This is a genomic window from Glaciihabitans sp. dw_435, assembly GCF_018449675.1.
Lineage (GTDB): Bacteria > Actinomycetota > Actinomycetes > Actinomycetales > Microbacteriaceae > Glaciihabitans.
Genome location: NZ_JAAVUZ010000025.1, coordinates 1 through 25,758 on the forward strand (window position 1 = coordinate 1; position 25,758 = coordinate 25,758).

The 25,758-nt window shown below is 67.1% G+C and carries 32 protein-coding genes; 16 read left to right on the plus strand and 16 right to left on the minus strand.

Annotated elements, in window-relative coordinates; all coding sequences use genetic code 11:
- Positions 1-521: 521 nt before the first annotated feature.
- Positions 522-1,493 (minus strand): aldo/keto reductase, encoded by a 972-nt coding sequence (locus HB677_RS17090; RefSeq protein ID WP_213816943.1) that lies wholly within the window; start codon positions 1,491-1,493, stop codon positions 522-524.
- Between the two features lie 115 nt (positions 1,494-1,608).
- Between HB677_RS17090 and HB677_RS17095 the strand changes: the two genes are divergently transcribed.
- The 6 genes from HB677_RS17095 to HB677_RS17120 all read left to right on the plus strand — a co-directional run bounded on the left by HB677_RS17095 (position 1,609) and on the right by HB677_RS17120 (position 7,338).
- A complete protein-coding gene (locus tag HB677_RS17095; protein WP_213816944.1) occupies positions 1,609-2,049 on the plus strand; it encodes a MarR family winged helix-turn-helix transcriptional regulator in 441 nt (146 codons plus the stop codon).
- A 104-nt stretch (positions 2,050-2,153) separates the two neighbouring features.
- Entirely contained in the window at positions 2,154-3,140 is a 987-nt protein-coding gene (locus tag HB677_RS17100; RefSeq protein ID WP_213816945.1) for an aldo/keto reductase, read from the plus strand.
- A 4-nt stretch (positions 3,141-3,144) separates the two neighbouring features.
- Positions 3,145-3,744 carry a TetR/AcrR family transcriptional regulator gene (locus HB677_RS17105; protein ID WP_213816946.1) on the plus strand — a complete coding sequence of 200 codons (600 nt, stop codon included), beginning with the start codon at positions 3,145-3,147 and terminating at the stop codon, positions 3,742-3,744.
- A gap of 40 nt (positions 3,745-3,784) precedes the next feature.
- Positions 3,785-4,819, plus strand: a complete 1,035-nt coding sequence (locus tag HB677_RS17110) for an aldo/keto reductase (RefSeq protein ID WP_213816947.1) — start codon at positions 3,785-3,787, stop codon at positions 4,817-4,819.
- A 10-nt stretch (positions 4,820-4,829) separates the two neighbouring features.
- The gene (locus tag HB677_RS17115; RefSeq protein WP_213816948.1) at positions 4,830-5,780 is read left to right on the plus strand and encodes an alpha/beta hydrolase; all 951 of its coding nucleotides are present in this window, start codon (positions 4,830-4,832) and stop codon (positions 5,778-5,780) included.
- Between the two features lie 109 nt (positions 5,781-5,889).
- The gene (locus tag HB677_RS17120; RefSeq protein ID WP_213816949.1) at positions 5,890-7,338 is read left to right on the plus strand and encodes an FAD-dependent monooxygenase; all 1,449 of its coding nucleotides are present in this window, start codon (positions 5,890-5,892) and stop codon (positions 7,336-7,338) included.
- Here HB677_RS17120 and HB677_RS17125 read toward each other — a convergent pair.
- The gene (locus HB677_RS17125) at positions 7,335-7,829 is read right to left on the minus strand and encodes a hypothetical protein (RefSeq protein WP_213816950.1); all 495 of its coding nucleotides are present in this window, start codon (positions 7,827-7,829) and stop codon (positions 7,335-7,337) included. The genes HB677_RS17120 and HB677_RS17125 overlap by 4 nt on opposite strands.
- Positions 7,830-8,063: 234 nt before the next feature.
- Between HB677_RS17125 and HB677_RS17130 the strand changes: the two genes are divergently transcribed.
- Entirely contained in the window at positions 8,064-9,044 is a 981-nt protein-coding gene (locus HB677_RS17130; RefSeq protein ID WP_213816951.1) for a hypothetical protein, read from the plus strand.
- Here HB677_RS17130 and HB677_RS17135 read toward each other — a convergent pair.
- Complete coding sequence (locus HB677_RS17135) at positions 9,041-10,228, minus strand: MFS transporter (RefSeq protein WP_213816952.1); 1,188 nt, start codon at positions 10,226-10,228, stop codon at positions 9,041-9,043. The genes HB677_RS17130 and HB677_RS17135 overlap by 4 nt on opposite strands.
- A gap of 108 nt (positions 10,229-10,336) precedes the next feature.
- Between HB677_RS17135 and HB677_RS17140 the strand changes: the two genes are divergently transcribed.
- Positions 10,337-10,957, plus strand: coding sequence for a TetR/AcrR family transcriptional regulator (locus HB677_RS17140; protein ID WP_213816953.1), 621 nt, complete (start codon positions 10,337-10,339; stop codon positions 10,955-10,957).
- Between the two features lie 17 nt (positions 10,958-10,974).
- Here the strand turns inward: HB677_RS17140 and HB677_RS17145 are convergent, their stop codons facing one another.
- From HB677_RS17145 to HB677_RS17185, 9 genes are all read right to left on the minus strand, one after another.
- The gene (locus HB677_RS17145) at positions 10,975-11,571 is read right to left on the minus strand and encodes a gamma carbonic anhydrase family protein (protein ID WP_213816954.1); all 597 of its coding nucleotides are present in this window, start codon (positions 11,569-11,571) and stop codon (positions 10,975-10,977) included.
- Between the two features lie 27 nt (positions 11,572-11,598).
- Entirely contained in the window at positions 11,599-12,615 is a 1,017-nt protein-coding gene (locus HB677_RS17150; RefSeq protein WP_213816955.1) for an NAD-dependent epimerase/dehydratase family protein, read from the minus strand.
- Positions 12,616-12,687: 72 nt separating this feature from the next.
- The gene (locus HB677_RS17155) at positions 12,688-13,653 is read right to left on the minus strand and encodes a zinc-binding dehydrogenase (protein WP_213816956.1); all 966 of its coding nucleotides are present in this window, start codon (positions 13,651-13,653) and stop codon (positions 12,688-12,690) included.
- A 290-nt stretch (positions 13,654-13,943) separates the two neighbouring features.
- Positions 13,944-14,114 (minus strand): CsbD family protein, encoded by a 171-nt coding sequence (locus HB677_RS17160; RefSeq protein ID WP_213816957.1) that lies wholly within the window; start codon positions 14,112-14,114, stop codon positions 13,944-13,946.
- Between the two features lie 47 nt (positions 14,115-14,161).
- Positions 14,162-14,857: a hypothetical protein gene (locus tag HB677_RS17165; RefSeq protein WP_213816958.1), complete on the minus strand. Its 696-nt coding sequence runs from the start codon at positions 14,855-14,857 to the stop codon at positions 14,162-14,164.
- The gene (locus tag HB677_RS17170) at positions 14,854-15,435 is read right to left on the minus strand and encodes a DUF6286 domain-containing protein (protein WP_213816959.1); all 582 of its coding nucleotides are present in this window, start codon (positions 15,433-15,435) and stop codon (positions 14,854-14,856) included. The genes HB677_RS17165 and HB677_RS17170 overlap by 4 nt, the downstream gene beginning before the upstream one ends.
- Positions 15,432-15,902 (minus strand): hypothetical protein, encoded by a 471-nt coding sequence (locus HB677_RS17175; protein WP_218624782.1) that lies wholly within the window; start codon positions 15,900-15,902, stop codon positions 15,432-15,434. The genes HB677_RS17170 and HB677_RS17175 overlap by 4 nt, the downstream gene beginning before the upstream one ends.
- Positions 15,899-16,096: a DUF2273 domain-containing protein gene (locus HB677_RS17180; RefSeq protein ID WP_213816960.1), complete on the minus strand. Its 198-nt coding sequence runs from the start codon at positions 16,094-16,096 to the stop codon at positions 15,899-15,901. The genes HB677_RS17175 and HB677_RS17180 overlap by 4 nt, the downstream gene beginning before the upstream one ends.
- Positions 16,093-16,548, minus strand: a complete 456-nt coding sequence (locus HB677_RS17185) for an Asp23/Gls24 family envelope stress response protein (RefSeq protein ID WP_213816961.1) — start codon at positions 16,546-16,548, stop codon at positions 16,093-16,095. Before HB677_RS17185 ends, HB677_RS17180 begins: the two co-directional genes overlap by 4 nt.
- 92 nt (positions 16,549-16,640) lie before the next feature.
- Here HB677_RS17185 and HB677_RS17190 point away from each other — a divergent pair, with 92 nt between their 5' ends.
- The 3 genes from HB677_RS17190 to HB677_RS17200 are packed head-to-tail and all read left to right on the plus strand — an operon-like array spanning position 16,641 to position 18,327.
- On the plus strand, positions 16,641-17,255 hold the full coding sequence (locus HB677_RS17190; protein ID WP_307852634.1) for an RNA polymerase sigma factor: 615 nt from the start codon (positions 16,641-16,643) through the stop codon (positions 17,253-17,255).
- Positions 17,252-17,983, plus strand: coding sequence for an Asp23/Gls24 family envelope stress response protein (locus HB677_RS17195; RefSeq protein WP_213816962.1), 732 nt, complete (start codon positions 17,252-17,254; stop codon positions 17,981-17,983). The genes HB677_RS17190 and HB677_RS17195 overlap by 4 nt, the downstream gene beginning before the upstream one ends.
- Positions 17,980-18,327, plus strand: a complete 348-nt coding sequence (locus HB677_RS17200) for a hypothetical protein (RefSeq protein ID WP_213816963.1) — start codon at positions 17,980-17,982, stop codon at positions 18,325-18,327. The genes HB677_RS17195 and HB677_RS17200 overlap by 4 nt, the downstream gene beginning before the upstream one ends.
- 430 nt (positions 18,328-18,757) lie before the next feature.
- Here the strand turns inward: HB677_RS17200 and HB677_RS17205 are convergent, their stop codons facing one another.
- Positions 18,758-19,237 carry a GNAT family N-acetyltransferase gene (locus tag HB677_RS17205; protein ID WP_255546708.1) on the minus strand — a complete coding sequence of 160 codons (480 nt, stop codon included), beginning with the start codon at positions 19,235-19,237 and terminating at the stop codon, positions 18,758-18,760.
- A 65-nt stretch (positions 19,238-19,302) separates the two neighbouring features.
- Here HB677_RS17205 and HB677_RS17210 point away from each other — a divergent pair, with 65 nt between their 5' ends.
- Positions 19,303-19,644 (plus strand): helix-turn-helix transcriptional regulator, encoded by a 342-nt coding sequence (locus tag HB677_RS17210; protein ID WP_213816964.1) that lies wholly within the window; start codon positions 19,303-19,305, stop codon positions 19,642-19,644.
- A gap of 33 nt (positions 19,645-19,677) precedes the next feature.
- On the opposite strand, the gene HB677_RS17215 is transcribed toward HB677_RS17210, so the two are convergent.
- Together HB677_RS17215 and HB677_RS17220 are read right to left on the minus strand one after the other, a co-directional pair.
- On the minus strand, positions 19,678-19,941 hold the full coding sequence (locus tag HB677_RS17215) for a hypothetical protein (protein ID WP_213816965.1): 264 nt from the start codon (positions 19,939-19,941) through the stop codon (positions 19,678-19,680).
- 119 nt (positions 19,942-20,060) lie between these two features.
- A complete protein-coding gene (locus tag HB677_RS17220; protein ID WP_213816966.1) occupies positions 20,061-20,990 on the minus strand; it encodes a hypothetical protein in 930 nt (309 codons plus the stop codon).
- A 239-nt stretch (positions 20,991-21,229) separates the two neighbouring features.
- Here HB677_RS17220 and HB677_RS17225 point away from each other — a divergent pair, with 239 nt between their 5' ends.
- The 3 genes from HB677_RS17225 (at position 21,230) to HB677_RS17235 (ending at position 23,494) form a co-directional block, all read left to right on the plus strand.
- On the plus strand, positions 21,230-22,498 hold the full coding sequence (locus tag HB677_RS17225; RefSeq protein WP_213816967.1) for an aspartate kinase: 1,269 nt from the start codon (positions 21,230-21,232) through the stop codon (positions 22,496-22,498).
- Positions 22,499-22,702: 204 nt separating this feature from the next.
- On the plus strand, positions 22,703-23,071 hold the full coding sequence (locus HB677_RS17230) for a hypothetical protein (RefSeq protein WP_213816968.1): 369 nt from the start codon (positions 22,703-22,705) through the stop codon (positions 23,069-23,071).
- A 36-nt stretch (positions 23,072-23,107) separates the two neighbouring features.
- Entirely contained in the window at positions 23,108-23,494 is a 387-nt protein-coding gene (locus HB677_RS17235; protein WP_213816969.1) for a hypothetical protein, read from the plus strand.
- A 137-nt stretch (positions 23,495-23,631) separates the two neighbouring features.
- Here HB677_RS17235 and HB677_RS18920 read toward each other — a convergent pair whose 3' ends face one another.
- Complete coding sequence (locus tag HB677_RS18920; protein ID WP_213816970.1) at positions 23,632-24,474, minus strand: CPBP family intramembrane glutamic endopeptidase; 843 nt, start codon at positions 24,472-24,474, stop codon at positions 23,632-23,634.
- A 79-nt stretch (positions 24,475-24,553) separates the two neighbouring features.
- Here HB677_RS18920 and HB677_RS17245 point away from each other — a divergent pair, with 79 nt between their 5' ends.
- Positions 24,554-25,615 carry an aspartate-semialdehyde dehydrogenase gene (locus HB677_RS17245; RefSeq protein ID WP_213816971.1) on the plus strand — a complete coding sequence of 354 codons (1,062 nt, stop codon included), beginning with the start codon at positions 24,554-24,556 and terminating at the stop codon, positions 25,613-25,615.
- Positions 25,616-25,758: the final 143 nt, after the last annotated feature.

Consider the following 25,758-nt stretch of genomic DNA (forward strand, 5'->3'; position numbering starts at 1 on the left):
GGCCCGTTTTCAGCGCAATCGCCCGTTTTGGCGCCGCACGTCCTGAGCGGAGGGGTAATCGCAAGAAAACGGGCGAATGCGGCCATCTGGGGCGTACGCGCTCGCCCGGGATGGCCGGACTCGCCCGTTCTGACGACGGCGCCTTGCCACACGACGCGGACGTGGCGCCGAACTCGCCCGCATGCGCCGAAGTCGCCCGCCGAACAGTGCTTTCTCCCGGGTGGCGCGGCGGGGCACGCCGAACTCGCCCGTTCTGCGCGTGGGGCACGCCGAACTCGCCCGCCAACGGGCCACACGGTTGCGAATGGGCGCAAGCGACCCCGACATGGCTCCCACCCACCAATCTGCTCGGTGTCTTCGGTCCGAATAACGGGTAGGGATCGGCACCAGCCGCACCCATCGACGAGGGGGTCGACATGAACAACTCGAGCAGCGCCCGGCAGCAGGCCGTCGAGTGCGACGACCTGCCACACGGGTGCATGGGGCACCTGACTCACACAGGGACCCGGGTGGAGGTGGGACTAGAAGCCGGACGGATGCCTCGGGCTGTACGGGCTCTCCAGCCGCTGCACCTCGTCGGCCGTCAGCTCGAGTTCGAGCCCGGCGACCACGTCATCGATGTGGTGCGGCTTGGTCGCGCCGACGATCGGGGCTGACACCGCGGAACGTCCCGCGACCCAGGCGAGGGCGACCTGCGCCATGGGCACTCCCCGTTCGGACGCGATGGCCTCCACTGCATCGACGATCTCGCGGTTGGAATCCCGCTGGAGGCTCATACCGAACTGATCGAGGGCGGCCCGGCCCGAGCCATCCGCTCCCCATGGACGCGTCACGTAACCGCTGGCCAGTGGTGCCCAGGGGATGACGCCAACGCCGGTTGCTTCGGCGAACGGATGCATCTCCCGCTCTTCCTCGCGCTGCAGGAGGTTGTACTGGTCCTGCATCGCGATGAACTTCGTGAAGCCGTTGGTCGCGGCGGCGTGCTGCAGCTGCGCGAACTGCCAGGCCCACATGCTCGAGGCTCCGATGTAGCGGGCCTTGCCGGACTTGACCACGTCGTGCAGCGCCTCCATCGTCTCCTCGATGGGTGTTACCGGGTCGAATCGGTGGATCTGGTAGAGGTCGACGTAGTCGGTGCCGAGGCGCGACAGTGACGCGTCGATCTCGCGGAGGATGGCGACGCGGGACAGCCCGAAGGCGTTGCGGGACTCGCGCACCGGGGCGAACACCTTGGTGAAAATCTGCATGTTTTCGCGCGGCCCGAGCTCCTTGACGAGCTCGCCGGTGATCTGCTCGCTGGTGCCGGCGGAGTAGTTGTTCGACGTGTCGAACGTGGTGATCCCGGCGTCGAACGCGGCGCGCACGATCGGTCGGGCTGCGTTGATATCCAGGGCCCACGAGGAGCCACCCCGGATCGGGTCGCCGTAGCTCATCATTCCCAACACCGCAGCGCTGATCTCGAGCCCTGATTTTCCCAGTCGAACCGTCTTCATGGCTTCGTTCCTTTCGTCGTGAATTTAGTCAGCATAACTGATCAGTAGTGCTGATCAGTACAACTGATCAGATCTCCTGATCAGTACGGCTGACCAGCGCGAATACACTGACTGCATGGCCCCCGTCGAAAAGTTCACCGCCGATAGCGCCGATCGCGTTCTTATGGGCGCGGGCATGCTCATCCGCCGCATTCGCACGCAGGCGCAGGGCATCACCGGGCTGACCCTGGCGCAAGAGTCCATCGTCGCCCGGCTGATGGATGCGCCCGACGGGATGAGCAGCGCGGAACTGGCCCGGGCCGAGGGTGTTCGCGCGCAGACGATGAGCACGGCCGTGGCATCTCTTGACAAGGCAGGCATTGTGCTCGGTGAGCCCGACCCGACGGACGGTCGCCGCACGATTCTGCGGGTGACGGACGAGGGCCGGCGGATTCTCACGGACTCGCGCAGCGTCAAGCTGCAGTGGATCCGCGACGTGATTGACGGTTTCACACCGGAAGAGCGCGCCACGCTCGATGCGGGCATGGTGCTGCTCGACCGCATCGCGAACAGCTAGCCGCCCGAGCGCGTGTGTCAACCCACCTACTAATCCGTAGGCGGGTGTGAAAGACTTTTTGTTGTTGGGCTTTCCCCATTTTCGACGACGAAGAGGATTCATCCATGGATTACACACAACTCGGTCGCACGGGCACTTCGGTGTCGCGCATCGTGCTCGGCACGATGAACTTCGGAGATCGAACGTCGGAGGAAGACTCCTTCGCGATCATGGACCGTGCCCTCGAGCTCGGCGTCAACTTCTTCGATACGGCCAACGCCTACGGCGGATCCGGCGGCCGCGGCGTGACCGAAGAGATCATCGGCCGATGGTTTGCCGCCCGCCCCGGAGCCCGCGACAACATCGTTCTCGCCACCAAGGTGCACTCGCCGATGGTCGACCCGACGTCCGATGGCGACGTCGTCAACGCCCGGGGCGCGTCCGCCTGGCAGATTCGCCGTGAGGCCGTCGGCTCGCTGAAGCGTCTGCAGACGGACCGCATCGACCTGTACCAGTTCCACCACATCGACCGTCACATTTCGTGGCAGGAGATGTGGCAGGCCATGGAGGTTCTCGTCGCCCGCGGCGAAGTCATTTACACGGGTAGCTCCAACTTCGCGGCCTGGAACATCGCGCAGGCCAACGAGATCGCCAGCCAGCGTCACTTCCTCGGCCTGGTCAGCGAGCAGTCGCTGTACAACCTGGTGCAGCGCTCGATCGAGCTCGAGGTGATCCCTGCCGCGCAGAACTACGGTCTCGGCGTCATTGCGTGGTCGCCTCTCGCCGGCGGGCTGCTCAGCGGCGGGTCATCCGATGCCAAGGCTCGCTCCGCGTCAGACGCGGTCAAGGGTCGCCGCGCCGAGCTCAAGGACCAGATCGACGCCTACGACAGCTTCGCCAAGGAGCGCGGATGGACACCCGCGGCGCTCGGTCTCGCCTGGCTCCTGCACCAGCCCGGCGTCACCGGCCCCATCATCGGGCCGCGTACCGTCGAGCAGCTCGAGTCGGCGGTGTCCGCCCTGGACATCTCCCTCAGCGCCGACGACCTTGCGGCCCTCGACAAGATCTTCCCGGGTCCCGGCGGCCAGGCTCCCGAGGCCTACGCCTGGTAACACCATGGCGCGCACGAGGGCATCCGAGCGCGAGCGCGAAGAAACTCGCGCCCGGATCCTTCTGCACGCCCACGCGGAGTTCACCCGACGCGGCTACCGCGGGTCATCCATCGATGCCATCGCGGTGGGCGCCGGGCTGACCCGCCAGGGCGTGCTCCACCACTTCCCGTCGAAGCAGGCGCTCCTGCTCGCGCTTCTCGATGAGCGCGATCAACAGCTCGGCAACATGCCGGACCGGGTGGATGACTCGGCCGCGGCGTTCCTCGACACCGCGCGGTCCACGATCAGCCAGATCCTGGCGCAGCGCGAACTTGTCGCGCTCGCCCACGCGCTCAGCGCCGAGGCCGTCGGAGTGGAACACCCCGCGCACGACTGGCTGGTGCGACGGTATGACGGACTCCGCTCGGCGTTCACCGACGCCTTCGTGCTCTCGTTCGAGCGGGGCGAGCTCGCGCCCCGGGCCGATCCCCGGGTGCTCGCTGCCCTGGTGCTGGGCGCCACCGAGGGTCTCGAGGCGCAGTGGCTCGCGCACCCGGAGGCCGTCAACGTGGAGGAGGGAATCGCCCTTCTCCACGCGATGATCTTCGACTATCTCCGCACCTGATTCACGTCTACATCACCCCCCTACACAAGGAGCACTCACCATGGAGTATCGGCAGCTGGGCAACTCGGGACTGAAGGTTCCGGTTCTCTCGTTTGGCACGGCACCGTTCTCGGGCGGCGAGCACGAGGGATCGTGGGGAAACACGCAGGTTGAGGAGGCGCGCCACCTGGTCGACATCTCGCTCGAGGCGGGTGTGAACTTCTTCGATTCCGCCGACATCTACTCGAACGGCCGCGCCGAAGAGGTGCTGGGTGGTGCCCTCAAGGGGCGCCGCGACCAGGCACTCATCGGCACGAAGGCGACGTTCCGCAGCGGCGCCGCGACGGACGTCAACGACGTCGGGTCATCCCGCTTCCACCTCATCCGCGCGCTGGAGGGCAGCCTTCGCCGGCTCGACACCGACTACGTTGACGTGTTCTACCTACACGGGTTCGATGCGATGACGCCGCAGGAGGAGGTGCTGTCAACGTTGGACGAGTTCGTTCGCAGCGGCAAGGTGCGCTACATCGGGGCATCCAACTTTTCTGGCTGGCAGTTGATGAAGTCGCTGGCGACGTCCGACCGCTACGGCTGGACCCGTCACATCGCGCACCAGGCGCACTACTCACTCGCCGCACGGGAGTTCGAGTGGGAGCTGATGCCGCTGGGGATCGACCAGGGCGTGGGCACGGTCGTCTGGAGCCCGCTCGCGCAGGGGCGGCTGACCGGCAAGGTGCGCCGGGGTCAGGAGGCGCCGTCGGGCAGCCGGCTGGTCGCCGGCTCCGAGACCGAGCAGTCGGGAGACCAGGAGACTCTCTTCCGCACGGTCGATGTGCTCGACGAGCTTGCGGAAGAGACCGGTAAGTCGCTCGCCCAGGTGGCGCTGAACTGGGTGCTGCAGCGGCCCACCGTCGCCTCGGTGATTTTCGGTGCGCGCAACGAGCAGCAGTTCGTGGAGAATCTCGGGGCCGTCGGCTGGGATCTCACCGCCGAACAGGTCGCGCGGCTGGATGCCGCCAGCGCGACGACCCCCATTTATCCGTATTGGCACCAGCGCAGCTTCGGCGAACGCAACCCGTTCCCGACCGCGATTTAGGGAGAGCCAGATGACCGACGTGCGCGCCACGGAACCCCTCGCCCCGGGAATGCGGCGCATCGGCAAGATCATGCGGCGCCTTCCGGGCTCATCGGTGTCGCGCGCGACGCCGGAGGAGATCGCCCGCAACAGCGGCGCGAGCGCGCCCGAGGTGTTCGCGTCGATTCTGATGGGCAAGGCTCCGGCCGGGCTCACGATCAGCGACCGCACGGTCGACGGGATCCCGATCCGCATCTACACGCCCGCGCCCGCCGCCGGTCCACGCCCGCTGATCGTGTATTTCCACGGTGGCGGGTTCGTGTTCGGCGACCTGCGCGGCGGTGACTGGATGTGCGGCACCGTCGCGAAGGGGCTGGACGCGGTCGTCGTCTCGGTCGGGTATCGCCTCGCCCCGAGGCATCCATTTCCCGCCGGCGTCGACGATAGCTACGCGGGTCTTGTGTGGGCTGCCGCCCATGCGGAGGAGTTGGGGGTGGATGCCTCGCGGCTGGGTGTCATGGGGGAGAGCGCGGGTGGCAACCTTGCTGCCGTAGTTGCGCTGCTGTCCCGCGACCGCGGGGGACCGGCGATTCGGCACCAGGCGCTGCTGTACCCGGTGACCGGGGCGTACGACTCGGAGTCGCGGCGGGTGAATGCCGATGCCTTCATTCTCAGCGCGGCCGATATGGCGAAGTTCGATGAGCTGTATGCGGGCCCGAAGGACGACTGGCGGGTCTCGCCTTTGCTGGCGGAGTCGCTCGCAGGCCTACCTCCGGCGCTCATCGAGGTGGCGGCGCACGATCCTCTGCACGACGATGGCGTGCGGTACGCCGAGGCGTTGACGGCCGCGGGTGTTCCCGTCGAGCTGATCGACTACCCGGCGATGCCGCACGGGTTCCTGAACTTTCCCCGGTTCGCGCGAGATGCAAAGCCGGCGATGGCTGCGGTAATTGCCGCCCAGCGCCGGGCCCTCGCAGATTAGGCTGACCCCACTTTCAGAATAACTCCCGGCACCCGTCTTGCCGCAAGACCCGGGGGTGCCCCTAGGCTGCTGGGCTGTGCCCGTCGAGGGCACGGCGAGGAGGGGGTTCATGGCTGAGGTAATCGTGGTGGGGAGCGGCCCCGCCGGCATGATGCTGGCGGGCGAGCTGGCCCTGGCGGGTGTCGAGGTGGAGATCATCGAGCGACGCCCGGCCGGCGACCTGCCGGAATCCCGGGCGGGCGGCTTCCACTCCCGCACCATCGAGGTGCTCGACCAGCGGGGGATCGCAGACCGTTTCCTGGCCGCGGGAACGACGGCCCAGACCGCCCGGTTCGGCACCAGCGTTCTCGACATCAGTGACTTTCCCACGAGGCATCCGTACGGCCTCGCCCTCTGGCAAAAGCAGATGCAGCCCATCCTCGAGGGATGGATCGGCGAACTCGGCGTGCCCGTCCATCACGGCCGCGAGGTGGTCGGATTTGTTCAGGATGCCACGGGCGTCGACGTCGAGCTGGCCGATGGCGGGAACCTCAGGGCGAAGTTCCTCGTCGGTGCCGATGGCGGCCGCAGTGGCATCCGCAAGCATGCTGGCATCGATTTTCCTGGCTGGGACGCGACGCGCAGCAATCTGATCGCCGAGGTGGAGGTATCCGGGCAGCCGCCGGCGGGCATGCTGCACGACGAGGCCGGCGTGCACGGCTTCAGCCTGCTGGAGGACGGCCGCACCTACCGCGTGATCACGACGCAGCGCGAGCTGGGAGGGGCGGATGACCCGACCCTGTCCGACCTCAGTGCGTCACTGATCGCGGCGTACGGCACCGACTTCGGTGTTCACTCACCGTCTTCCATCTCGCGGTTTACCGACGCGACCCGGCAGGCGGCGACCTACCGCACGGGACGGGTGCTGCTCGTGGGTGACGCCGCCCACATCCACTACCCGGCCGGCGGGCAGGGCATCGGGCTCGGCATCCAGGACGCCGTCAACCTGGGCTGGAAGCTCGCCCAGGTCGTCGCTGGTACCTCGCCCGAGTCCCTGCTCGACACCTACCAGGCCGAGCGTCATCCGGTTGCCGCCCGGGCGTTGCAGCATTCGATGGCCCAGACGGCGCTCCAGCGGCAGGATCCGCGCACCGCCGCGCTCGGCGAATCCATCGCCGACATGATGGGAATGGATGAACCGCGGTCGCACATGGCCGCGCTGATCCACGGCCTCGACATCGCGTATGACCTCGGCCCGGGGCATCCACTTCTGGGCCGCCGCATGCCGGACCTCAATCTCGACACCGACGCCGGACCGACGCGCGTGTTTGCGCTGCTGCACGAGGCCCGGCCGGTGTTGCTGAATCTGGGTGAGCCGGCAAGTGTCGACGTTGCCGCATGGTCCGACCGGGTGCGCGTGGTCGAGGCGCGCTACGCCGGCGAGTGGCGTCTGCCGATCCTCGGAGAGGTGGACGCACCGTCGGCCGTGCTGATCCGCCCCGATGGCTATGTCGCGTGGGTGGGGCAGGGGTCGTCCGAGGGTCTCAGTGACGCTCTACTGCGCTGGTTCGGCGGTTAGCATTCTCCGACGCCAGCGCCGGAGTGGGAATCGGTGACGTGCTCCCAGCCTCCGGCCGTGTACACGATGTGGACCCCTGACATTCGGGCTGGCATGTCGGGTCCGCTGAGGAGTTTGAGCACGAGGTCGGCACGATCGCCGGGGTGAACCACCGCCCCGATCGCCGGTACGGCGTCGGCCCAATCCGGGAACGTGTCCTCCGACAAGGGGAAGCGTCCGAACCCGGCCAGCAAGCCGCCATCGCGGTGTTGCATGAGCCACGCGCCGTCCAGCGTCATGTTGCTCGCGTCGTTCAGCCACACATCGGTGATGGTGATGTCCGAGCTCAGGTCGGACGGAATATTCACACCCATGGACGACGTGACATACAGCGGATAATCCCCGCACCACGTCCCGCCCGTGTCGCTCAGGTCTAGCGGGCCAGTGGGAGATAGCGCTTCGCACGCCGTGAGGGGAATGCACACAGCGAGGAGCGCCAGAATGATCGGCACTCGCCGACGGGCGGTTGCGCGGGGGAGCGACATCCTCATGCCGCCGCGGGGCCGCTCGCCCACCAGGCAGAGAACACCGCCTTGAGCAGGAGGCCGATGGCGACGCCGCGAATCAGCCCGCGCGGAGGGAGAAGTTGAGAGTCCACGGCGAAATCCTAGAGCGAGCAGACCTCACTTCTCTTTCGACATGCGAGGCTCGCTCAATTCGTGCGTTCGATAGTGTCGGGGGATCGAGTGAGCAGGAGTTCCGTTACCGAGTCGCACCGTGGCATCCCGTTCTATCCCTACCTGCTCGAGCCCGCGCAACCCGCCCTGCGCGACAGGACGTACCTGCCGGTCCGGGCGCTCCCGGTGAAGCTCGACGGCGACGTGGTCGGGTGGGTGTGGTGGAACGATGCCGATCTCGCCGGCCACTGCGAGGCCGTGCGCGTGGACGGAAATCCCACCGAGCGGTTCGGTGCGAGCCGCTGGGCGGACTCGATGGCCACCAGGGTCGCCAAGGGTATGACGCCCTCGGCCGCCGTCGCAGACATTCGCGCTCGCGGTGTCGATCCGGCTCCCAAGTTCAAGCGGGAAGCCGGTGCCATCGACCCCGCTGCCTCTCCCATTCGGCTGCCGTATCGCCACCTGCTGCACCGGGTGGGGTCATCGGGCGCGTACCACGGGCCACTCAACGACAGCATGATGTTCGAACTGGCAGGTCCCAAATACGCCAAGAGCGTCCCGGACGATGCTCCGGTGTCCTACGTCGCGTTCGGGCCCAACGGCGTGGTGATCGGCTGGCTGTGGTGGAACGACGAGCTCGGAGCCTCCTGGTTCGTCCCGAATTACTACGAGCCGGCCGCACGCGTGTCCGACGGGATATCGACGATCCACAATCCACCGGGTGACGCGAGAATGAAGCGCGCCTATGGCGAGGGTAAGCCACCAAGTGTTGCGATCAGGGAGCTGATGGATGACTCCGCCGTGGGCGGCCCCGTCATTCCTCCGCAGGCGCCGGTCACCGTGCTCAGCCTCGCCCGCCTGCGCGAGCTCTCCGGAAAGATGGCGTACGACGCCGCTCGCACGGCCCACCGCGCTGTCGAATCGGCCGCGTACGTCGAGCGGGAAGCCGCCCAAGCCGCGTACTACGCGAAGCACCCGGCAGAGGCCGATGGCGAAGCCCCGCTTGGTTGGAGGTTCCGACGGCATCTCCGCCGGATGCGGCTCTCTTAGTCACGCGGGAACGCGTGGCCCCGCGCGAGGACTGCCACGACTGCCGACGCGGCAACGAGGACGAAGCCGACCTCGACCAGGGAGGCCGATCCGAACGTGCTCAGTAAGACGCCGCCGATCACACCTCCGAGGGCGATTGACCCGCTGAACACGGAGATCATCACCGATTGCGCCACGTCGCCGGCGTCTCCCGAGACATTCACGATGGCCGTGGTGAACAGCGTTGCCGAGCTTCCGAATGCCAGACCCCACGCTGCCGCGGCGATGTAGACGACGGCGGTCGACCCGGACAGAACTACCAGGGCGAGCATCGCGAGAGCGAAGACGATGGTGGACGTGACGATGATCGTGCGAAGGTGCCCGTCGATCACGGTCCCGACGACGAAAATGCTGAGCACCGCCAGGGCGCCGAACGCGAAGAGGATCCACCCGGTCTGCGCGACGAGGCCGATGTCGCTGAGGTACGTGGCGACGTAGGTGTACACGATGTTGTGGGCGACGATGAAGCACGCGACAACCGCGAGGATCGTGGGAACGCCTTTCAGCGCGAGCACGTGCCGAACACTGTGACGGCTGCCGCGCGGGATCCCCGCGAGATTGGGCAGGAAGAGCAGGACCCATCCGATCGTGACCGCCGTTAGCGCCGCCGACGCCACGAACGCGAGTTGCCAGGTCGCGACCTGGCCGATGAGAACTCCGGCGGGAATGCCGAGGGCGAGAGAGACGGGGATGCCGCCGAGGGCGATTGCGATGGCGCGCCCCTGTTTTCCTTCGGGCGCGATACGGGCCGCATACGCGCCGAGGAGCGACCAGATCACGCCGGACGACAGCCCGGCGACGAACCGCACGATGAGCGTGAACGCCAGATCACTGGAGGCCGCGGTCAGCAGGCTCGTCACGATCTGGGCAACGAGAGCCACGATCAGGAGGTCGCGGCGGCGCCAGGTCGTGGTGGCTATTGCGAGCGGAATGACAGCGATGGCCGTCCCGATCGCGTACACGGTCACGGTCTGGCCCGTGATCGAGACGCTCTCGTGGAGGGACCTGCTCATCTCGGGCAAAAGACCTGCGGGAAGCGCCTCGGCCAGGATGCCGATGAATCCGGATACAAAGAGGCCGATGAGTGCCATCAGCGGGAGTCGATCCGTGTGCGGGCGGGCGGGTGCTGCAGTAGTCGATGTCATGAATGTCACTTTCGGAAGCGGTCGACGGGTAAGAGACGTTAACTCTACGCAGCGTCAACTTTAAGTCAACACTGCGTCAAATAAAGCTGACAGCGGTATGGTTGACCCATGTCCCCCTACGCCTATGACGAGCAGGGGCGCCGGGTGATGGCGCCCACCAAGGGAGAGCTGCGGGAAAAGGTGATCCTGGACGAGGCGGAAAAACAGCTCATCGCTGTCGGACCGGACGCCATGACCGTCGAGACGATTGCCACCGCAGCCGGACTCACGCGGGGAGCGTTGTACTTCTACTTCCGTTCCAAGAACGACGTGCTCGCCGCGCTGGTGCAGCGCATTGTCGTCGAGTTGAGCGGTGCCGTCGCCACGCGCGGGACCGTGATCCCTGGCTCGCCGCGCGAGGCGTTGCTGAGCGCCATCGACCTGACGGAAGACCTGTGGCAGCGGCACGGCGCCGTGATGCGAGCCGCCGTCGATCTCTCACCGTCCGTGCCGGTCATCGCCCAACTGTGGAATGGCGCGCGGGATGACATCACCCGCAGCGTGCGGGCCATTGTCGCCAGCGACGATGAACCGGCTGATGCGGCCGACGGCCAGGGCGACCTTGTTCCCATGCTCGTCGGCATGACCGAGCGCGCGTTCTATGACGCCTCGGTCGCGGGTACCCCCGTCGCCGAAGCGACGCCCGCAATCACGACGATCTGGTTGCGCGCGCTTCGACTGGATGCGTGATTGCTCCGCGCGATCGGCTAGGGGTCGATGATCTCGTCCGCGGCGTGCGCCCCGTAATGCTCGGACTGCCGGCGCATTAGCTCCGTCATCGGAACGCCGCGCCCGACCCCGTACACCGTGCCGGCGAAGTCGAGTTCGCGCTGGATGGCCCAGATATCGTCATGACGATCGGGCGGGAGAATCGATGCGGGATCTCCCACGGCGACCCACCCGATGGGCACCACGGCTCCCGGGGCAAGGACCGTGTTCACCTGCACCACTCCATTGATGCGAACCTCGGCGCCCGCACCGACGCGGCTGCCCGGGAACAGCGACGCCCCCGTGGCAATGAACGCCTCGTCCTCGACGATGCTGCCGTTGATGTGCGCATGCGGGCCGACCATGACGGAGGCGCCGATGCGGGCGGGGTGCTCCGCTCGCCCCCTGATCAACGCATTTTCCATCACCACGCTGTTCTCGCCGATGGTGACAAGCCCGTCCTCCGCCGACAGCACAGCGCCGTGAAGAATGCGGGCCCCCGCTGCGATTCGGACGTCCCCGACGATGACGGCAGAAGGGGCGACATAGGCGGATGGCTCGACAGACGGTTCGCGATCGCGATGGCGTATGAGCATCCGGTGCCTCCTGTGGTCGCCTTCACCCTATCGCTGTGGTCTCGACCCGTCCGCGGCGAGGGCGGTGAGCAACTCGCGTTCCTCGGCGTCGGTCAGGCCCGCGCCGTGCGGTCCCGGGTGCGCCTGCGCCAGCTCCCATTCGAGCGTGTCCGCAAGCGTTTCCCGCAGAGGCCGAAGTCGTAGGCCCGCGGCGAGGGCGCGATCGTTGGACCGGGAATTCAGGCCCCACCAGTCGCGGTCGGCGAGCCACAGCGGAAGCGAGCGCGGACCCGACCACTCATTGACGCCGTGATCGAGCAGCCAACCGGATGACACGGGCGCCAGCGATCCGTGATGGCCGGCCACCTCGCGGGCGATCTCGAGAAAATCGGGAAGCGGTATCGGGATGCCCCCGGCGTTGACGACTCCCGTGGTGCCGTCGACCGCGCACGCGACCAGCCAGGCTGCGAGGTCGCGCACGTCGATCAGAGCGGCGGGGAGCTCGGGGAGTTCCGGCACGAGAACCGTGCCGTCGTCCGCGGCGGGGTGGCTGAATCGCCACGGCCAGTAACCGGTTCGACCCGTGTGGTCGCCGGGGCCTCCGATGAGCCCGGCGCGAGCGATCAGTGATCTGTCAGCGCCGAAGGCGGCAATCACGGCATCCTCGCACGCGACTTTCGCACTGCCGTAGTCGTCGGGGGTGTCTATGGCGTCCGCGTCGAGCGGCGGCAACCGCGGGGCATCCTCGTCCTGTCCTATCGTGCCTTGATCGGCGTAGGCGCTGCCGCTCGACACAAACACGTACCTGTCGGCAACGGGCTCGAGATCGCTGACCGCTCGGCGAACCTGGCCGGGTTGCCGGGCGACGTCGATGATGGCGTCCCAGTGCTGTGAGGTGACGGCGGCGAGGGCATCGTCCGTGTCCCGGTCGGCGCGGATCAGGGTGACGCCCTCGGGAACGTTCTCGCCCCGGGCGACACAGGTAACAGAGTGGCCGGCGTCGAGGGCGGCCGAGGCGATGGCCCGGCCGAGCCAGGCGGTGCCGCCGAGAATGAGGAGGTTCATACAAGCGATCGTGGCAGCGTCGCGAGGGGAGTGCAGCCCGTTTTCGCGGCCGGCGAAAACGGGCTGCCGGGGTTAGTACTGCGCGACGAGGCGTCCGACGACGCCACCCTTGTGCAGGCGCTCGAGCGCCTCGGGGATTTCCTCGAACGTGATGAGGTTCATCGGCGGGTTCAGCTGGCCCGACTTCATGAGGCCGTAGAGGGCCTCGAGGTCATCCTTCGTGCCGGACTTGGAGCCCTTTACCGTGAGCTGCTTGATGATCAGCGGGTAGGTGTTGATGGTCGACTCGAGGCGTCCCATACCGACCTGCACGAGCGTGCCGAACTCGCCGAGCGTCTCGATCGCGGCTGCGGTGGTGGTGCCGAAGCCGGCGTAGTCGACGATGAGGTCGAGCTCGAGGTCCTTGAACGCGTCGATCGAGTCGGCAACGCCGGTCAGTCCGATCTCGTCAGCGAGTGCGCGGGCAGCGGGGTTCACCTCGGCCCCGTAGACCTCTGCACCGATGAGAACCGCGGCGCGAGCGCCGATGTAGCCGAGGCCACCGAGTCCAATGACGCCGATCTTCATGCCGGCCTTCGCTCCACCGACCGCCATCATGGCGTGGTACGAGGTGAGTCCCGCGTCGGTCGCCATGGCGCCGAGCTCGAACGAGACCTCGTCGGGCAGGGCAACGAGGTTGTCGTTGGTCGCGAGGATCTTGGGGCCGAAGCCGCCGTCCCACTGGCCGTAGCCAATGGCGTCGCCCGCCGCGTCGCCGCTGGTCATCACGGGGGAGAGACCGACGCGGTCGCCGACCTTCCACTGGTCCTCCATGCCCTCGCCGACCTGCGAGATGACGCCGGCGTTCTCGTGACCCAGGGTCATCGGGATACGCGGGAACAGAGGCATCCATCCCGGGTCGGTGAGCGCACTGACGTCTGAGTGGCAGACGCCCGCGGCCTTCACGTCAACAACGACCTGGCCGGGGCCGGCCGTGGGCTCGGGGAGCTCCTGAATTTCGAGGGGCTTGTCTGTGCCGAGGAATCGCCAGGACTTCATTACTTCTCCTTGAATTAGCGCGGGCGGCGCGTGCGCGTCTGTGCGCAACGAGGGCCGCTCGCCGGCACGGCAGGGGGAGAGGAAAAACGCTCTCGACACCCACGCGTGCGCACCCAGTTTAGCTTCACATACAGATACTTTGCTGCGAGTCTCGGGTGAAACGGGGCGCGTGAGACGGGCGCGCGTGAGCCCAAAGCCGTGAGCCGCGAGCCGAGGAACTGTGGCAGTTAACGACAGCGCGCGGCGACCCGAGGGTCACCGCGCGCTGTCGTGGAGCGTGAATCGGGTGGTTACTTGAAGACATCCTTGACGTCTTCGCCGACCTTCTTGGCGCTGGCCTTGGTCTGGTCTGCCTGGCCCTCGGCCTGCAGCTCCTCGTTGTTGGTTACCTTGCCCGCAGCTTCCTTCGCCTTGCCGGTGAGGTCTTCTGCGGCGTTCTTGATCTTGTCTCCTGCGCTCATGATGAGCTCCTTTCGGTTGAGGCCGGGGCGGACGCCCGTGGCCGGGGTTACGGTGCTGTTGGAGTCGACGATACGACTGCTGCAGCGGGTGAAACGGGGGTTGCGCTGACGCCCGATGCATCTACAGATGCGGTGCGCGTCTCCTTGGCGAAACGTGTGGCCCACCCCGAATTGATGGTGATGAGCACCGGAAGCTCGCGGCCGAGGAGCGCGTCCCAGTGGGCAACGACGGCATCGATTGTCGAGCGGATGTCCCGCGGCGACGCACCCCGCCGGGCGCTCACCGATACCTTCAGCACGTTGACGCCCTGCACGCGGTAGGTCGACACGGACGAGGCGACGATCCTCGGGTCATCCGCCAGCGCAGCACCAATGATCTGTTCTGCGACGGCGGACTGCACCACCGCGGTGCCGCGGGCGGTACCACCGTCGGAGCTGTCCTCCCGCACGAGCTCGCGGGAGCGTCCCTTGCCCTGGCGCAGGGCGAACGCCACGAGCAGCACGAGCACGACGAGGGCGAGCACGCCAACGCCGACGAGAATCCAGCTGTGCGGGGTTCCCGAGATGCGGGTGGCGGCGAGCTGCTCGCCGATCCAGCGACGCGTCGTGCCCGAGGCATCCGCCCACCCACTGAAGAGGGAGGGAACGGCCGCGGCGACGGCGACGCCCGCTCCGAGAACGAGCAGAACCACTCCGAGCAGGGCGATGCCGAGCCTGTTCAGTGCGCGATTGGTGTTGTTCATGCGCCCACCGTCCCGGTCTTTTCGACGACGACCTTGTGGGAGAGCGCCGGAGTGAGATTGAGGCCCGCGATCTCGTCACGCACCGCGGCGTCGATCGCCGCGGTGTCAACGAACCAGCCGGACGTGGGGCGCACCCGCACCTCGGCGGTGCGGTGCCCGATGGTAACGACGACCTGGTCGGGATCGACCTTGCCGGCGCGGCTGGCGCGACGGGCGATGGTGGATGCCACGACACGGTCGTCCACGACCATTGCGGTGCGCTCGACCGCGCCCACGTGGTTGCCGCGACGTCCGGGCAGGATCGCGTGCACGATCAGCAGGATGCCGATGACAGCAACGATCACCCCGATCGTGATGAGCGCGGGGGACGTGACCGCCGTCGGCAGGTCGAGCACCGCGGCCAGCGCGGTGCGCGGCGAGACGAGCAGGGCTGGCTGCGCGACGAGCGCGAGGATGATCTCGACCACGGCATAGGCACAGGCGAGCACGAGCACGATAGCCAGCACGATGGCGAGGCCCGCGCGCGGGGAGTGCGTTTCGCGGCGGATGATCCGGGCGTATTGACTGTGCGTCGTCATCGTGGTCTCGCTTCCGTGTCAATGCGGGCGCCGGTCAGTCGCACGACGACGGTTCCGACGGTGCTGCCGGTGAGGGCGAGCGCGCGGCTGCGGATGATGCCCTGCGTGGCGGTGGCCCGGTCGGCAATGCTGCGCGGGGCGACAAAGCCGCCGGGCGCGATGAGCGATGAAGCGGATGCCCCGGTGCCGTCGGTTTCCATGCGTCGCTGCCGCGCGGACCCGAGGGCGGGCACACTGATCGGCGACGACGCGGTGACGGCCAGCAGCCCGTTGTCATCCGCGAGGTCGATGGAGACATCGCCGGCGGCGACACCCATCTCGTCCGCGGTGATCGCCGAGAGAACGCGGCGCATCGCGCGCGACGAGATGCTGGTGCGGCCGAGCTGACCTGCGCCGACCCCGGCGACCGCGGACTGGCCGCCGCCGGATTCGGTGATACTCGTGCCGGTGAATACTGCGTCGGTCATGACGAAGAGCGCTTGCCCCGGAAGGCGTCGGCCACGGTCTTGAGATCGAGCTTTCCGTCGATCACGCGGGCAACGAGTCCACCGATCGCCATGGCGAGGGCGACGAGAATGAACGCCCAGAAGCCGAAGGCAATCCAGGTCAGTGCCAGGACCGCGCCGATGAAGATGCCGGCGATGGTGTGGTTCGTGTTCATAGGACTCGTGCTTCCTTGACCTCGGAGGTGGCGTCGGTCGTGTCATCCACTGAAGGAATGTGCACGTCGGTGATGCTGATGTTAACCTCGGTCACCTGCATGCCGACGAGATCCTCGATGGCGGTGTAGACGGCGGCGCGCACGTTGTCGGCAACGGTCTGCAGCGGCGTCGGGTAGAGCGCGACGATGGTGATGTCGACGGCGACCTGGGTCTCGCCGACCTCGACGCTGATGCCCTGGGCGAGGTCCGTGGAGTTGATCGCGTCACGGATGGCGCCGATCGCGCGGGCCGCTCCTCCACCGAGGGCGAAGACGCCGGGCACGTCGCGGGCGGCGATGCCGGCGACCTTGGCGATGACGCTGTCGGCAATGACCGTGGTGCCGGTCTCGGTCGTGCTGGTGATGACGCTGGGCGTCGGGGTGGCGATTGTAGTGGAGTTTGCGGCTGCCATGTGGTGCTCCTTATTTCAGGTTGATCGTGGAAGGGTCATGGGTAAGACGTATTGAGTTCCCAAAACGTCACGCGATAACGGAAAACTTTTTTGTGAACATTTCGAAGCCGGGCATCGGGCAGGCCACGGGGGTGGCGACGGGCGGGTCATCCGCGTCCCGTAGCGCGCTCGCGGACGCTCCCGATGCGACGCTCACCGCACGCGCCGCCGATGGGGATGTCGCTGCGTTTGAGGTGCTCGTGCGCCGCCACGGCCCGGTGATGCGCGCCTATGCCGCGAAGCTGCTGGGGTCGACGCAGGAGTCGGGCGACGTGGTGCAGGAGACGTTCATCCTCGCGTGGAAGCGGCTGCCCGAGGTTGCCGACGGCAGTGTCGTGCGGTCGTGGCTCATGCGGATCCTCACCAACAAGACGATCGACCGCATCCGGGCGCGCAAGCCGCACGTCGATATTGACGAGTGGGATGCCCCGGCTCCCGCCACCCAGTCGCCCGCCCACATCGTGGAGGTGCGGATGCAGTTCGACGCGCTGTCGGCGGCGGTGAACGCCCTACCGCAGATGCAGCGTGAGTGTTGGGTGCTCAAGGAAATCGGCGGGGAGTCGTACGCTGAGATCGCCGAGCATCTTTCACTCCCACTCGCTACCGTGCGGGGAGCGCTCGCGCGGGCCCGGCAAACACTGCTGCACGAAATGGAGGCATGGCGATGAGCGATCTTCCCGTGCCCGGTGCCAGTGTTCCTGGAGTCGGTGTGCCCGCCGCGGGTGCGCCCGCCTCTGCCCCGCGCGACGACCTCGACGGCCACACCATCGAGGAACTCAGCGACTACCTCGACGCCGGCCGCAACCCCCGCAACACGCTGATCGAGCAATCCCCGGGCTGCCTGATCGCCCTCGACGGACTCACCCGCCTGCGCGCCGCCACCCAGGCAATGCTCGCCGCCGAAGCCGAGCAAGACGCCCGGGATGATTCGTGGATCGGCAACGTGCTCAACAACATCACCCGCGAGGCGCGTGCGGGACGCGACATCCCGATCAGCGATCCCGATCCGCGGCACAGCCTGAGCGTCACGGAAGGCTCCGTTCGTGGTCTGATTCGGGCGGCGGCGGATGCCACGGGCGGTGCCTTCGTCGGACGCTGCGAGCTGGTCGGCGACGTGACGCTGCCGGGGGAGCCGATCACGGTGAATGTGACGGTGTCCGTGGCGTGGGGCAGCAGCCTCCCCGTGGTGACGGAGCTCATGCGTGCCCGGATCTTTGCGGCGCTCGCGCTGCACACCGAGCTGGCTGTCGTCGCGGTGAACATCACCGTCGATGACGTGCATGCGGTGCCCGCGGTGCCGGCTCCCTCCTCGTCGAGCTCGGCCACTGCTGCCACCCCGCCGACGCCGGCCCCTCCGGCCACCCCGCCGAGTCCGCTCCCGGAGGACGACAAGTGACCACCGACCTGGAACTCTCCCGCCTCCTCACCCGCGCCGCCGAGGCCGTGCCCGGGGTGTTCGAGTCGTATCCCGCCGCCAATGTCGTGACCGTGATCGCCGCGACCGTTGCCGAGGTCGTCGTCAGCAGCGTCGGCGGAGCAGCCGAAGCCTCCGCAGGCGCGGCCAACGTCGCCGTCGAGCGGGGCAGCGGCCGCGTCGACCTGCACGCGAACGTGTGCATTCGGGCCGATCACTCGGTTCCGGTGACCCTGCGCGCGGTGAGCGAGGCGCTGGCCACTGTCATGGCGGCCACGGAGGACACCCCGGCCTACGTCCACGTGCGAGCCAGTCGCATCGAGTAGCCGCACCCGGCCCTTTGGCCGGCGGTCACCCCGTGGATCGGCCGACCCTCCCCGTGGATTGCCTGACCCTCCCCGCGCTTCGGCCGACCTTCCCGCGAGTCGCGGCAAATGCACCTCCAGGGGCCCCGGAAACGTGCGTTTGCCGCAACTGAGGAGCGTTTCCGTGGCGTGTGGCCCGTGAGTCGCGGCAAATGCACCTCCAGCGGCCCGGGAAGCGTGCATTTGCCGCAACTGGGGCACGACTTTGCGCCGCGCTGCGGGTTTCGTGGGGATGCGACCTCCCGGGAGGAGTGAAACCGCATCGAGGGGCGCCAAGCGGCCCCAAATCAGGCGGGAACGGGGCAACTCCTCGCCCCTGGGTTCGCGGCAGGCCTCGATGGCCGCGTGAGGTAGCGCGAGCTAGGTCTGGGCGAGGTGGCGCGAGCCCGGGCTACGCCGGGTGGCGCACGAGGAACACGTCGATCGGGTCATCCGCTTCCCATACGAAGCCGTAGCGCTCGTAGAGTCGGCGGGCCGCGCTTCCCTGCAGCACGTTGAGCCTGAACGGCAGCGCATCGGCGTGGCTGGTGAGGATGCCGCGCAGCACCTCCGACCCGATGCCGCGGCCCTGGTAATTCGCGTCGATGTAGAAGGCCTCGATCCACTTCTCGGAGGGCTCGCGGCGCACGGAAACGCTGCCGACGGGCCGGCCGTCCGCGAGGATGATCGAGGTGTTCTCCGGCCGAAACGCCGCGGCCAGACGCTGGCGCACGCGCTCGGGGTTCCACCGGCCGAGCCGGCTGAGGTCGTCGAACAGCACGCGGGACTTCAGCTCCACGATCCACTCGAAGTCATCCACGGTCGCGGGTCGCAGGGTCACGGTGGCCATCGCTCCATTCTTGCGGATGGTGGATGCCTCGCGGCGCTGCATCCCGCTATCCACCCGGCGCCATCCCAGACAACCCCGCCCGCGCCAACCCGGCTAAGGTTTTACATATGTCGAACGTTGAACAGGAGCCGCAGCCGAGGGGCTTCCCGATCCCCGACATCGGAGACATCCAGCTGATTGATGTGCTGCACGCGCTCGCCGATCCTGCGCGGCTCAGTGTGGTGCAGCGGCTGGCGGACAATGAGTTTCATCCGTGCTCCGTCGAGGAATACGACGTCAACGTGCACAAGTCGACGCTCTCGTATCACTTCAAGACCCTGCGCGAGGCGGGCATCACCGAGACCCGCGTGAGTGGTCGCACGTCGGCAGTTCGCCTGCGCCGCGACGACCTCAACGCCCGGTTCCCGGGACTGATCGACACGGTAATTACGGCGTCAGCTACTTCCTAGCCCCGCAAGTAGGTGGTGACCCGGGTACCGGGGCTACTTGGGGTTATCAGCGAGGATCTGGTCCACGTCGATCTGCTTCAACAGGTCTGACCAGTCGATGGCCCGGGCGATCTCCACAACATCCTCGTCGGCAAACGCCTTGCCGTTGCGGTGCACAACCACGCCCATGGGCACGAGCTTGTTGAGCTGCGCCAGCACCGCGTCATCCACTGCCTCGGTGTTGAAGTCCGCGCCGACGGTGGCGATATAGTCCGCCGAGACCGTGTACGGAACTGTTGCGATTTCTACCTGAGCCATGGGATTCCTCACTGGTTGATGCCGTGGGTCAAGGCTAGCGAGTTGCCGCTTCCGATGCGGGGGAGCGGTGGATGACCCTGCGCCGTGGCATCCACTCTCCGCGGCCTGCCCGCGCTTCGTCAGTCGAGCACGCGCAAGCTCGGATGCTCGCGCACGGCGTCTGGCCCCTGGGTGAGGAGCACGGTCATCACGCCGATCATGGGCGCGCTGAGACCGGACAGCATCAGCGGGGCGACGCCGTTCGTGAACTGGCAGACGACGGCCCAGCGTTCGGCCTCGGGGTAGACGGCGTTCATCGCTCCGTAGTCGAAGGTCAGCCACTGCCCCTCGACCTGACAGATCAGGCGCTGATCCGTCACGACGACTCGGGTGGGCTGCCACTCGCGCCAAGTCGTCTGCGCTGCCTTTGTCGCGGCATTGCGACGGGCGGCGTTGCCAATCGCCGTCGCGGCGATACCGGCCAGCACGAAGGAGGGGCGCCCGAAGAAGAATCCGCCGCGCTGCGTGTAGGTGACGTCCTGCCCGTAGTAGCGCGCGTAGTCGGCGGCGAGATCGAAGAAGGTGGTTTCGTCGGGGCGCGGGATGATGCCCCACGCGGTCACCGCGCCTGGGGTCTCGCGGGCGACCAACCGCGCGCGCAGATCACGGGCGGCGGCCCATGCCGACTCGGGCCCCCAGGCGGGAACGGCGACGCCGGGAGCCGCGCCGGGCGCTCCGCCGGACTGTCGTCCCGTCGGCACGACGCTCGACCCCGCGGACGAGCCAGCACGAATACTCCCGGGCGAGCCAGCCGTCATACCCGCGGCACCGAACTGCGACTCCTTCGGGCGCGCTCGCCGATACGTCCGGACCCCCTGCACGATCGCGATGATCGCGGCGACCAGCGGCACCACGAGCGAGGCGATCAACACGAGGAACGACGCGATCAGCAGCCCGGCGTTGGACTCGTATCCGGGCGTGTTTTCGATCGTGGTGAGCCACGCGAACCCCAACACGAAGGTCAGCGGAACGCACAGCAGCGGGATGATCCAGGGCAGGTGGCGCTTCATGCGGTGTCCCTCATCCCCTGATCCGACCACAGGTCGGGCCGCCGTGGCTACATCTGGATGAGATTTTCTCGGTCTGGGGAGGATGAGGCGAGCGGATGACCCCGCGCCGGGGCATCCACTCTGCGCAGTTCTGCACTGTTACGCCGCGCTCTGCCGCACAGGAGTGACGCGCCGGGCGGGCGCTAAGATCGACAGTCGGACAAACGTGCTGTCCGCCCGAACCTGCCCAGGAGTACCGAGTGAGCTTGATCGTACAGAAGTACGGTGGATCCTCCGTCGCTGATGCCGAGAGCATCAAGCGCGTCGCCAAGCGCATCGTCGAGACGCGTAAGGCAGGCAACGACGTAGTGGTCGTTGTTTCCGCGATGGGTGACACCACCGATGAACTGATGGACCTCGCCAACGAGGTCGTCCCGCTGCCGTCCGGCCGCGAGCTCGACATGCTGCTGACAGCCGGGGAGCGCATCTCCATGGCGCTGCTGGCCATGGCGATCAAGGGTCTCGGGGTCGAGGCGCGCAGCTACACCGGCAGCCAGGCGGGCGTCATTACCGACGGCCAGCACGGCAGCGCGCGGATTATGGATGTCACGCCCGGCCGTGTTCGTGCCGCCCTCGATGAGGGAGCCGTGGCCATCGTCGCCGGTTTCCAGGGGTTCAACCGCGGATCCGGCGACATCACGACGCTCGGTCGCGGGGGATCGGACACCACGGCGGTCGCTCTCGCTGCGGCCCTCAAGGCCGATGTCTGCGAGATCTACACGGACGTCGATGGCATCTTCACCTCGGACCCGCGCCAGGTGCCGGCCGCGCAGAAGATCGCCGTCATCACGAGCGAGGAAATGCTCGAGCTCGCCGCCGCCGGAGCCAAGGTGCTCTACATTCGCGCCGTGGAATATGCGCGTCGGCACGGCGTCACCCTTCATGTTCGGTCCTCGTTCAACAACAACGAGGGCACCCTGGTAGTCAATTCAGTAGACGGAGAAAGCAACGTGGAAGAGCCACTCATCGCAGGCGTCGCAGCCGACTTGAGCCAAGCAAAGATCACGGTCGTCGGTGTTCCCGACATCCCGGGCAAGGCCGCCCAGATCTTCACCATCATCGCCGGGGCAAACGCGAACATCGACATGATCGTGCAAAACGTGTCTGCCGCGTCCACGAACCGCACCGACATCTCGTTCACGCTTCCCAAGACGGATGGCGCCGGAGCTCTTGCAGCTCTCGAATCCTCCAAGTCCGACGTCGGGTTTGAGAACCTCATCTACGACGACCAGATCGGCAAGCTCTCGCTGGTCGGCGCCGGTATGCGCACCAACGCCGGTGTCTCGGCCACGCTGTTCACGTCGCTGTACGAGGCGGGCATCAACATCGAGATGATCTCCACCAGTGAGATCCGCATCTCAGTCGTCACTCGTGCCGACACCCTGACCGAGGCCGTGCGCGTTGTGCACACCGCCTTCGGCCTGGACGGCGAGACCGAGGCCGTAGTGCACGGCGGTACCGGCCGCTAGCAGAGCTCTTCCCGTGTGGCGGGAGTAAAAGCAGGCTTTGGCGGGAGAACGTAGCAAGCGGCGGGAGTTGTAACTCCCTCCATTTGCTCGTTTCTCCCGCCAGCTCTCGTTAACGAGGTGCTCGTGGTGACACGCGGCGCGTATGGGCGATCGTGGGTGCCGTACACCTTAGACATCCTCACTTGCCGGTCGTAGGGTTCAGGCATGGATCCAGTGTCGGAAGCTCAGGCCGTTGTCGCGCTCGAGCGCACCTCGGCCGATGAGGCCGTATCGATCGACAGGGCGCGGACCGCCAGGTTCGACAGGGTTGTCCAGCTGATCGAGCAGTACATGACCGGCGTTGGGATCGGCGCGGTGGCGATTGCCTGCGTGTTGTGGATCTCCGGCAACGTCACCCGCGACGCGGCCGCCGCCATCATGCTGGTGGCGTGCGTTAGTTTCGCTGTCACCGCGACGGTGAAGGGGGTGCAGGGATTCCGGCGCGGTCCGACGCATCCATCAGGCGCATACTTCCTCGCGGCTTTCGTATGGGCCTGCTGGGCAGTCGTGCACATAGTGACGCTGTCGACGTAACGGTCTAGGGCGACCCGGAGCCACTAGGGTTCAGGCATGGACAGAGGGCTCGATCCCCGCACTTCGCTCGAGGACGCTGACCAGCGCCTGGACGCGAACCTGTTTGTCATCGACGTGCGTTCGGCACGACTGCGGCGCATCAGCTGGATCAGCAGGGTCATCGCCATAAGTGCAGTCAGCGTCGGACTTGTTGTTGTGCTTCGCCAGTCCGCGGCCGACGTTTTTGATTTCCGACCGCTTCTGCCGATCTACATCGTTTCCGCAGTCGCTTCGGTTGCGTCATCCCTCGCTCAAGCACGCTTGCTCAGGAACCGTGGTCCCGCTGCAAGTCCGGCTGGGTACTACGTGGCCGCGGGGGCTTCGGTTCTGCTTGCTGTTGTGCTCGCTGTCAGTTGGATTGTGCTGCTGACGACCCGGCAGTGACCCGGAGTGAGAAAACGGCAGCCGGAGGGAGTTATAACTCCCGCCAATCGCTAGGTTCTCCCGCCGAAACCTGATTTAACTCCCGCCGCACGGCAAAGCGGGGTGGGCCGTCGCGCCTCTGCGGGCGGGGAGGGCGGCTAGCTGGGGCCGGAGGCGAGCAGGATCAGCACCGAGCTGCCGTTGAACAGGATGTGGGCGATGATCCCCGCCCCGAGGCGTCCGGTCCAGATCGCGGCGATGCCGTTGAAGATGCCGAGGGTGAGCGTCGACAGTCCGAGAACGATCAGCAGCGCCGGGTCGGTTGACTGCCACAGATGCAGCAACATAAAGACGAGAGCACTGAGCGCGACGGCAAGCACCGCCGCAGTGATCTGCACGGGACGCTCCGCGGGCTGCGGCCGCCGTCCGAGCCATCCGCGCAGAATCGCATTACGGATCGAGCGCAGCAAAAGCCCGCGCATGTACAGCTCCTCGACGATGGGCGCGACGATCGCCGTAAAAATTACGCCATTGAGGACGAGCCATAGCGTGTCCGGGCTGAGCGTGAGATTGCTGCCGGATGGCTCGTAGCCGACGAGCACCTTCGCGAGGGCGGAGTAGGCGATCACCAGGAGCTTCGCCACCACGCCGATACCCAGCCCGAGCAGCAGGTCCACCCAGCGGAAGCGGAGCCCGAAGTCTGCCGCCAGCGTGCCGATGCCGCGGCGCCGGGATGCCAGGATGGCCGTTCCCGCGAGCACGCCGTAGCCGATCAGATTGAGCACGAAGCCCGCGGCATCCCGAGCCGAATCCGGAACGAACTGGGCCGCGACCGACACGATGCCGATGGTGAAAAGGAAGACGACGAGGCCGCCGGCGGCATCCGGGAGGCCCCAGCCGACGTTGCCCGGAGGCACGTACGTGAGCGAGGCGAAGCGGGTGGGGGAGGGCGCCGCGGGAGTGGAGTCACCGCGCGGGGAATCGGCCGGCGGAAAAGTCACGCCTTCACTGTACGGCGCGCGCACAGGTCAGACCATAAACTGGTGGCTTCGGTAGTCCCTTGAGCACTAGGTAGATCACATGAGTTCCAGCACGGGTGTACGTATCGGCGTCGTCGGCGCAACAGGTCAGGTGGGCGCCGTCGTGCGTCAGCTGCTGGCCGAGCGCAACTTCCCGGTGGCCGAGATTCGTTACTTCGCGTCGGCCCGCAGCGCCGGCACGACGCTGCCCTGGAACGGCGAAGACATTGTGGTCGAGGATGCCTCGACGGCCGACGCCACCGGACTGGACATCGCCATCTTCTCCGCCGGCGCCACCATCTCGAAGGCACAGGCGCCGCGATTCGCAGCCGCCGGAGTTCTCGTCATCGACAACTCGTCGGGCTTCCGCATGGACCCCGAGGTTCCCCTCGTCGTCAGCGAGGTCAACCCGCACGCCATCGACCAGGCAGTGAAGGGCATCATCGCCAACCCGAACTGCACCACCATGGCGGCCATGCCCGTGCTCAAGGTGCTGCACGCGGAAGCGGGTCTCGAGCGCCTCATCGTCAGCACGTACCAGGCCGTGTCCGGCGCCGGGCTCAAGGGTGGCGAGGAGCTGCTCGCCCAGACGGCGGCCGCGGTTGCCCAGGACGCCATCGAGCTCGTGCACGACGGGTCATCCGTCACCTTCCCGACCGCGTCGGCCTTCCCGAAGACCATCGCGTTCGACGTCGTGCCGCAGGCCGGCAACTTCGTCGACGACGGCCTCTTCGAGACGGATGAAGAGAAGAAGCTGCGCAACGAGAGCCGCAAGATCCTCGAACTGCCGGAGCTGCTCGTCTCGGGCATCTGCGTGCGCGTTCCGGTGTTCACGGGGCACTCGCTGGCGATCAACGCCGAGTTCGGTTCGGCCCTGACCGTCGAGCGCGCCAAGGAACTGCTGAAGGATGCCCCGGGCGTCGAGCTCCTCGATGTGCCGACCCCCCTGCACGCCGCCGGCAAGGACCCGTCGTATGTCGGACGCATCCGCCAGGACGAGGGCGTTCCCGGAAACCGCGGACTCGCGCTCTTCATCAGCAACGACAACCTCCGCAAGGGCGCCGCGCTGAACGCGGTGCAGATCGCGGAGCTCGTCGCGGCGAAGAAGCTCGTTACCGCGTAGCTGCTGCTGCTTGTCTGCTCATTGCGGCGCTGCCGCTGCGGGTCGGCTCGTTGCGGCGTTGCTGCCGAGCCGCCGGCCGGGCTAACTGTTCTTCCCGGGGACGTTGTGAACGCGTTCGATAGGTGATTTGCCGCCGATGCCGG

Bases quoted from the DNA above. Each gene is read 5' to 3' on its own strand.
- HB677_RS17245 (WP_213816971.1), top strand. From the start codon at position 24,554: ATGAGTTCCAGCACGGGTGTACGTATCGGCGTCGTCGGCGCAACAGGT.
- HB677_RS17235 (WP_213816969.1), top strand. From the start codon at position 23,108: ATGGACAGAGGGCTCGATCCCCGCACTTCGCTCGAGGACGCTGACCAG.
- HB677_RS17180 (WP_213816960.1), bottom strand. From the start codon at position 16,096: ATGAACACGAACCACACCATCGCCGGCATCTTCATCGGCGCGGTCCTG.
- HB677_RS17205 (WP_255546708.1), bottom strand. From the start codon at position 19,237: ATGCAGCGCCGCGAGGCATCCACCATCCGCAAGAATGGAGCGATGGCC.
- HB677_RS17100 (WP_213816945.1), top strand. From the start codon at position 2,154: ATGGATTACACACAACTCGGTCGCACGGGCACTTCGGTGTCGCGCATC.
- HB677_RS17155 (WP_213816956.1), bottom strand. From the start codon at position 13,653: ATGAAGTCCTGGCGATTCCTCGGCACAGACAAGCCCCTCGAAATTCAG.
- HB677_RS17145 (WP_213816954.1), bottom strand. From the start codon at position 11,571: ATGCTCATACGCCATCGCGATCGCGAACCGTCTGTCGAGCCATCCGCC.
- HB677_RS17175 (WP_218624782.1), bottom strand. From the start codon at position 15,902: ATGACCGACGCAGTATTCACCGGCACGAGTATCACCGAATCCGGCGGC.
- HB677_RS17115 (WP_213816948.1), top strand. From the start codon at position 4,830: ATGACCGACGTGCGCGCCACGGAACCCCTCGCCCCGGGAATGCGGCGC.
- HB677_RS17140 (WP_213816953.1), top strand. From the start codon at position 10,337: ATGTCCCCCTACGCCTATGACGAGCAGGGGCGCCGGGTGATGGCGCCC.
- HB677_RS17195 (WP_213816962.1), top strand. From the start codon at position 17,252: ATGAGCGATCTTCCCGTGCCCGGTGCCAGTGTTCCTGGAGTCGGTGTG.
- HB677_RS17215 (WP_213816965.1), bottom strand. From the start codon at position 19,941: ATGGCTCAGGTAGAAATCGCAACAGTTCCGTACACGGTCTCGGCGGAC.
- HB677_RS17220 (WP_213816966.1), bottom strand. From the start codon at position 20,990: ATGAAGCGCCACCTGCCCTGGATCATCCCGCTGCTGTGCGTTCCGCTG.
- HB677_RS17160 (WP_213816957.1), bottom strand. From the start codon at position 14,114: ATGAGCGCAGGAGACAAGATCAAGAACGCCGCAGAAGACCTCACCGGC.
- HB677_RS17110 (WP_213816947.1), top strand. From the start codon at position 3,785: ATGGAGTATCGGCAGCTGGGCAACTCGGGACTGAAGGTTCCGGTTCTC.
- HB677_RS17095 (WP_213816944.1), top strand. From the start codon at position 1,609: ATGGCCCCCGTCGAAAAGTTCACCGCCGATAGCGCCGATCGCGTTCTT.
- HB677_RS17230 (WP_213816968.1), top strand. From the start codon at position 22,703: ATGGATCCAGTGTCGGAAGCTCAGGCCGTTGTCGCGCTCGAGCGCACC.
- HB677_RS17105 (WP_213816946.1), top strand. From the start codon at position 3,145: ATGGCGCGCACGAGGGCATCCGAGCGCGAGCGCGAAGAAACTCGCGCC.
- HB677_RS17135 (WP_213816952.1), bottom strand. From the start codon at position 10,228: ATGACATCGACTACTGCAGCACCCGCCCGCCCGCACACGGATCGACTC.
- HB677_RS17150 (WP_213816955.1), bottom strand. From the start codon at position 12,615: ATGAACCTCCTCATTCTCGGCGGCACCGCCTGGCTCGGCCGGGCCATC.
- HB677_RS17170 (WP_213816959.1), bottom strand. From the start codon at position 15,435: ATGACGACGCACAGTCAATACGCCCGGATCATCCGCCGCGAAACGCAC.
- HB677_RS17185 (WP_213816961.1), bottom strand. From the start codon at position 16,548: ATGGCAGCCGCAAACTCCACTACAATCGCCACCCCGACGCCCAGCGTC.
- HB677_RS17165 (WP_213816958.1), bottom strand. From the start codon at position 14,857: ATGAACAACACCAATCGCGCACTGAACAGGCTCGGCATCGCCCTGCTC.
- HB677_RS17090 (WP_213816943.1), bottom strand. From the start codon at position 1,493: ATGAAGACGGTTCGACTGGGAAAATCAGGGCTCGAGATCAGCGCTGCG.
- HB677_RS17120 (WP_213816949.1), top strand. From the start codon at position 5,890: ATGGCTGAGGTAATCGTGGTGGGGAGCGGCCCCGCCGGCATGATGCTG.
- HB677_RS17210 (WP_213816964.1), top strand. From the start codon at position 19,303: ATGTCGAACGTTGAACAGGAGCCGCAGCCGAGGGGCTTCCCGATCCCC.